Below are 4,491 nucleotides of genomic sequence, written 5' to 3' on the forward strand. Positions count from 1 at the left end.
CACTGTGAAAGATTTAAATTTATTCTGGAGTGAATCCCCAAAAAATGAGTGGAATCTTTACATAAATAAGGATATAAAATCAAAAATACTCATAAAGGGAAAGGTTATAAAGGGGGATATTAATCTTTTAGAAATACCGATAAAGGAGTTAAATATTAAATCTAATGTTTTGTATTTAAATATGAAAATTGGTAGGAGAGAAACTCCCATAAAAATAAACATAAACTCCACATCTTTTATTGGAAAGATTGAAATTCCAAAAGGCTTCTATGTTGATGTAAAATTTGATAGTCCCTATGTAATTTTTAAAGGGAAAAATTTTAAAAACATAGGAGTTGGAAGGTATGTAAAGGAGGGAGAGAGTGGTAGAATTTATATAAGCGTAAAAGGAAAAGGAACAATACTTACCATTGAGGAGGAGAATAATGAGTAATGTAATTATTACTGGCATCACCTCTTTTTTAACAGATGTAAGTAGCGAAATGTTCTATCCCTTGATATCTCTCTATCTTGTTGCTCTTGGTTCAGGACCAGAGATAATAGGAGTTATTGAGGGAATTGCTGAGAGTCTTGCAAGTCTGCTTAAGGTCTTCTCAGGTCATATCTCAGATAAGATTGGGAAGAGGAAACCCCTTGCAATACTTGGATACTCCTCATCAACCATTGGAAAGGTGTTTATGTTTCTTGCGTCAAGCTGGCCTGGAGTTCTCCTTGGAAGAATAACAGATAGGTTTGGGAAGGGATTAAGAACTGCTCCAAGAGATGCACTTATTGCAGAATCGGTAAAGGAGAAGAGGGGGGCAGCTTTTGGTCTTCACAGAACCCTTGATACCCTTGGAGCATTCACCGGAGTACTCATTGCAATATGGTTTATGAGAAGATACGAACTTGAATCAATAAAGGGAAGCACAGAGGTGTTAAAAAATTATCTACCTGCATTCAAATCTCTACTCCTCTTAAGTCTTATCCCTGCAATTCTTGGTGTCATTGTTCTCTTCTTTGCAAGAGAAACTGGGGGAGGAAAACTTTCAAAGAAACTTGTCTTTAAATGGAAGGAACTTCCTTCAAAACTGAAGGGATTTTTAATTGTAACCTTCATCTTTACCCTTGGAAATTCATCAAATCAATTCCTTCTCCTCAGGGCAAAAACCATAGGCTTCTCTGTAGTTTCAGTGCTTTTACTCTACTTAACCTACAATGCAGTCTATGCACTCTTCTCCTATCCTGCAGGGAGACTTTCGGATAGAATTGGTAGAAAATGGATAATTGTTATCGGTTATCTTACTTACGGACTTGTGTACATACTCTTTTCACTCACAAAGAATCCATTGTTTATATACATTCTCTTTGGAATATATGGAATCTACATGGGACTTACAGAGGGGGTTTCCAAGGCACTTGTATCTGACATTGCACCAAAGGATTTAAAGGCAACACTTATAGGACTTCATGCAACCCTTGTTGGTATAGGTCTATTTCCTGCATCTTTAATTGCAGGAATTCTCTGGCAGAGAATTTCTCCTGTGGCTACATTTATGTTTGGTGGAGCCATGGGAATAATTGCCGCCATCGGAATGATGATTGTTTTGTAAAGGAGGATTGTATGGCTTTTGTAAAAAAACTTAAGTGTGTGCTTTGTGGAAGTGAATACTCACCAGATGAAGTAACCTACACATGTCCCAAGTGTGGATACGATGGTATCCTTGAGGTTATATATGATTATGAAAAAATAAAAGAAAACTTTTCTTTAAAAAAATTAAAGGAGAGACCTTTAAATATATGGAGATACATGGAGCTTCTTCCAGTTGAAGAAGGAGAGTTTCCACCATTATCTATCGGTTGGACTCCTTTGTATGAAGTTAAACGCTTAAGGGAGAAACTTAACCTTAAAAACCTCTTCATAAAGGATGATGGCAAAAATCCAACGGCATCTTTAAAGGATAGAGCCTCTGCTGTCGCCGTTAAAAAGGCAATGGAGATTGGTGCTAAGGCAATAACCACTGCATCAACAGGGAATGCTGCATCATCTCTTGCAGGAGTCTCAGCAAGTGTGGGACTTCCCTCCTTTATTTTTGTTCCAAGAAACGCTCCAAAGGCAAAGATTGCTCAGCTTCTTGTCTTTGGATCCACAGTTTTTAGTGTAAATGGAACTTATGATGATGCCTTTGATTTGTGTATAAAGACATCAGAGGAATTTGGTTGGTACAATAGAAACACAGCTTTTAATCCATACACCTTGGAAGGGAAAAAGACCGTTTCTCTTGAGATATGGGAGCAACTTGGTGGAAAGGCTCCAGATAAAGTCTTTGTGTCTGTAGGAGATGGGGTTATATACGGTGGAGTTTACAAGGGATTTTATGATTTGTATGCTCTTGGTCTTATAGATAAAATCCCTGAGGTTATAGGAGTTCAGGCAGAGGGTTCTGCTCCCATTGTTAAAGCCTTCAACGAGGGAAAGGAGAGGGTTACTCCACTTAAAAACCCAAAAACCATTGCAGACTCCATATCAGTTGGGATACCAAGGAATGGAACAATGGCATTGAAGTATGCAAGGAAATGGAACGGAAAGTTTATATCAGTTTCAGATGAAGAGATACTCTCTGCCATCCCCTTCCTCGGAAAATTAACTGGAGTGTTTGGAGAACCAGCAGGAGTTACAGGACTTGCTGGACTCCTTAAGATGCTCAAAAACAACGAAATTGATAGGGATGAAGTTATAGTGGTTATAGTCACAGGGAATGGCCTTAAAGATGTTGAATCTGCAATGAAGAGTGTGGGAGAACCAATACTCGTGGAAAACTCCTTTGAAGATGTAAAGAGAAAAATCAAAAACCTTTAAATATTTTTGTATACATCTCCCCTAAGCCCAATTTTTATAATGAGAATATACAGTTTCTCTTTTTCCACAAGATAAATAACCCTGTATTCTCCAATCCTCAATCTCCTTAAGTCTAATTCTGTTCCCTTAAGTTTCTCACCATAAAATGGATTGTGTGATAATTCTTCTATTTTATCTACTATTTTCTCTCTCACCTTCTTTGTAAGTCTTTTTAAACTCTTAACCGCACTCTTCTTCCATTTAATCTGAAAATATCTCTTTTTTCGCTTGCTCATGGGAAATTATCTCATCATCTTTATCTGAGAGAATTCTCTTTGCTTCCTCCACATCGTATAAATCCTCAAGATATGACTCTATTAACTCTTTAATAATTGAACTTCTGGAGCGTTTGAGCACTTTTGAAATTATATCTATCTTTCTAACTGTTTCATCCTTAAGCCTTACAGAGATGGTCTTTGCCATAAAAACCTCCTTTATATACATTGTAATTAATTATTCTACTTTACTCAACCTCATCTATAATTCCCCCACCAATTACATAGTCATCTTTGTAAAAAACAGCAGATTGACCTGGAGTCACTGCAAAGATCTCTTCTTTAAGAATTACCTCCACCCTATCTTTCCCTATTATCCTAATCTCCCCTTCCCTTTCCTCTCCTTTGTATCTTGTTTTTACCTTTGCATTGAACACATCTGGTGGGGAATCAAAGTAAATCCAGTTTAAATTGTTTGCAATAAATCTCTTCTTAAAGGCAAATCTCTTCTCTCCCACAATTATTTTATTCTCCTCTGGAATGATTTTTACCACATAGAGAGGTTCACTCCATGAAACATCAAGTCCAGATCTTTGCCCTATGGTAAAAAACTGAATCCCTTTATGTTTTCCAAGAACTTTACCAGAAACATGAACAATTAATCCCTCCCTCTCTCCGATTCTTTCTTTAATAAGATTATCCTTTCTTCCATAGACAAAGCATACATCCTGACTTTCAGGTGGAATCTCATCAAGTAGTTTAAGTTCAAGGACCTTCTCTTTAACTTTGCTTTTTCTCCAGTTCCCTAAGGGGAATATAACTCTTTCAAGCTCCCATTGTTTGAGTCTGTAGAGCATGTATGACTGATCTTTATCCTTGTAAAGGCTCTTTTTAAGTAAAAATCTCCCCTCCCTTTCCTCAATGCGAGCATAGTGTCCCGTTGCAATCTTTCCCTCTCCTTGAAGGATTTTTTTTATTGTAAGGTTAAACTTCACCCTTTCATTGCATATCACACAGGGATTTGGAGTTCTCCCTCTTTTATACTCCTCAATGAAATTTTTAATAACCTCTTCTTTAAACTCCTCCCTCACATCAAGAATGAGAAAGGGAACACCCAATTTCTTTGAGACCTTTTCTGCATTAACAAAACTCTGTCCATCATACATCCAGAGAAAAACAGATACAACATCAAAACCTTTCCTCTTTAAAAGGTAGAGAGAAAAAGAAGAATCAACTCCTCCAGAAACCAAAGCATAAACCCTCACACCCTAATTCTACCAGATCCCCCATCTTGCAACGCCAGGTGCCAGATACTGTGATAATGTCAAGGGGATGAAAGGGTTAAAGAGTTGTTTCTTTCTCTATAAGGGATACCTGATTTGTATACAGCATGAGCAA

6 protein-coding genes are annotated in these 4,491 nt (G+C 37.3%); 3 read left to right on the forward strand and 3 right to left on the reverse strand.

Annotated elements, in window-relative coordinates; translation table 11 throughout:
• The 3 genes from J7J33_03190 to J7J33_03200 form a co-directional block, all read left to right on the forward strand.
• Window positions 1-433: hypothetical protein (locus J7J33_03190; GenBank protein ID MCD6168294.1), on the forward strand; the 433-nt coding region annotated here is incomplete at its 5' end.
• Window positions 426-1,592: an MFS transporter gene (locus J7J33_03195; GenBank protein ID MCD6168295.1), complete on the forward strand. Its 1,167-nt coding sequence runs from the start codon at window positions 426-428 to the stop codon at window positions 1,590-1,592. The genes J7J33_03190 and J7J33_03195, both read left to right, overlap by 8 nt.
• An 11-nt stretch (window positions 1,593-1,603) precedes the next feature.
• Window positions 1,604-2,839, forward strand: a complete 1,236-nt coding sequence (locus J7J33_03200) for a threonine synthase (GenBank protein MCD6168296.1) — start codon at window positions 1,604-1,606, stop codon at window positions 2,837-2,839.
• On the opposite strand, the gene J7J33_03205 is transcribed toward J7J33_03200, so the two are convergent.
• The 3 genes from J7J33_03205 to mnmA are packed head-to-tail and all read right to left on the reverse strand — an operon-like array spanning window position 2,836 to window position 4,358.
• Window positions 2,836-3,114, reverse strand: coding sequence for a type II toxin-antitoxin system RelE/ParE family toxin (locus tag J7J33_03205; GenBank protein MCD6168297.1), 279 nt, complete (start codon window positions 3,112-3,114; stop codon window positions 2,836-2,838). The two genes, J7J33_03200 and J7J33_03205, sit on opposite strands and share 4 nt — an antisense overlap.
• Complete coding sequence (locus tag J7J33_03210) at window positions 3,080-3,301, reverse strand: ribbon-helix-helix protein, CopG family (GenBank protein ID MCD6168298.1); 222 nt, start codon at window positions 3,299-3,301, stop codon at window positions 3,080-3,082. Before J7J33_03210 ends, J7J33_03205 begins: the two co-directional genes overlap by 35 nt.
• A 40-nt stretch (window positions 3,302-3,341) precedes the next feature.
• Entirely contained in the window at window positions 3,342-4,358 is a 1,017-nt protein-coding gene (gene mnmA / locus J7J33_03215; protein MCD6168299.1) for a tRNA 2-thiouridine(34) synthase MnmA, read from the reverse strand.
• Window positions 4,359-4,491: the final 133 nt, after the last annotated feature.

The organism is Caldisericia bacterium, from assembly GCA_021158845.1.
GTDB lineage: Bacteria > Caldisericota > Caldisericia > B22-G15 > B22-G15 > B22-G15.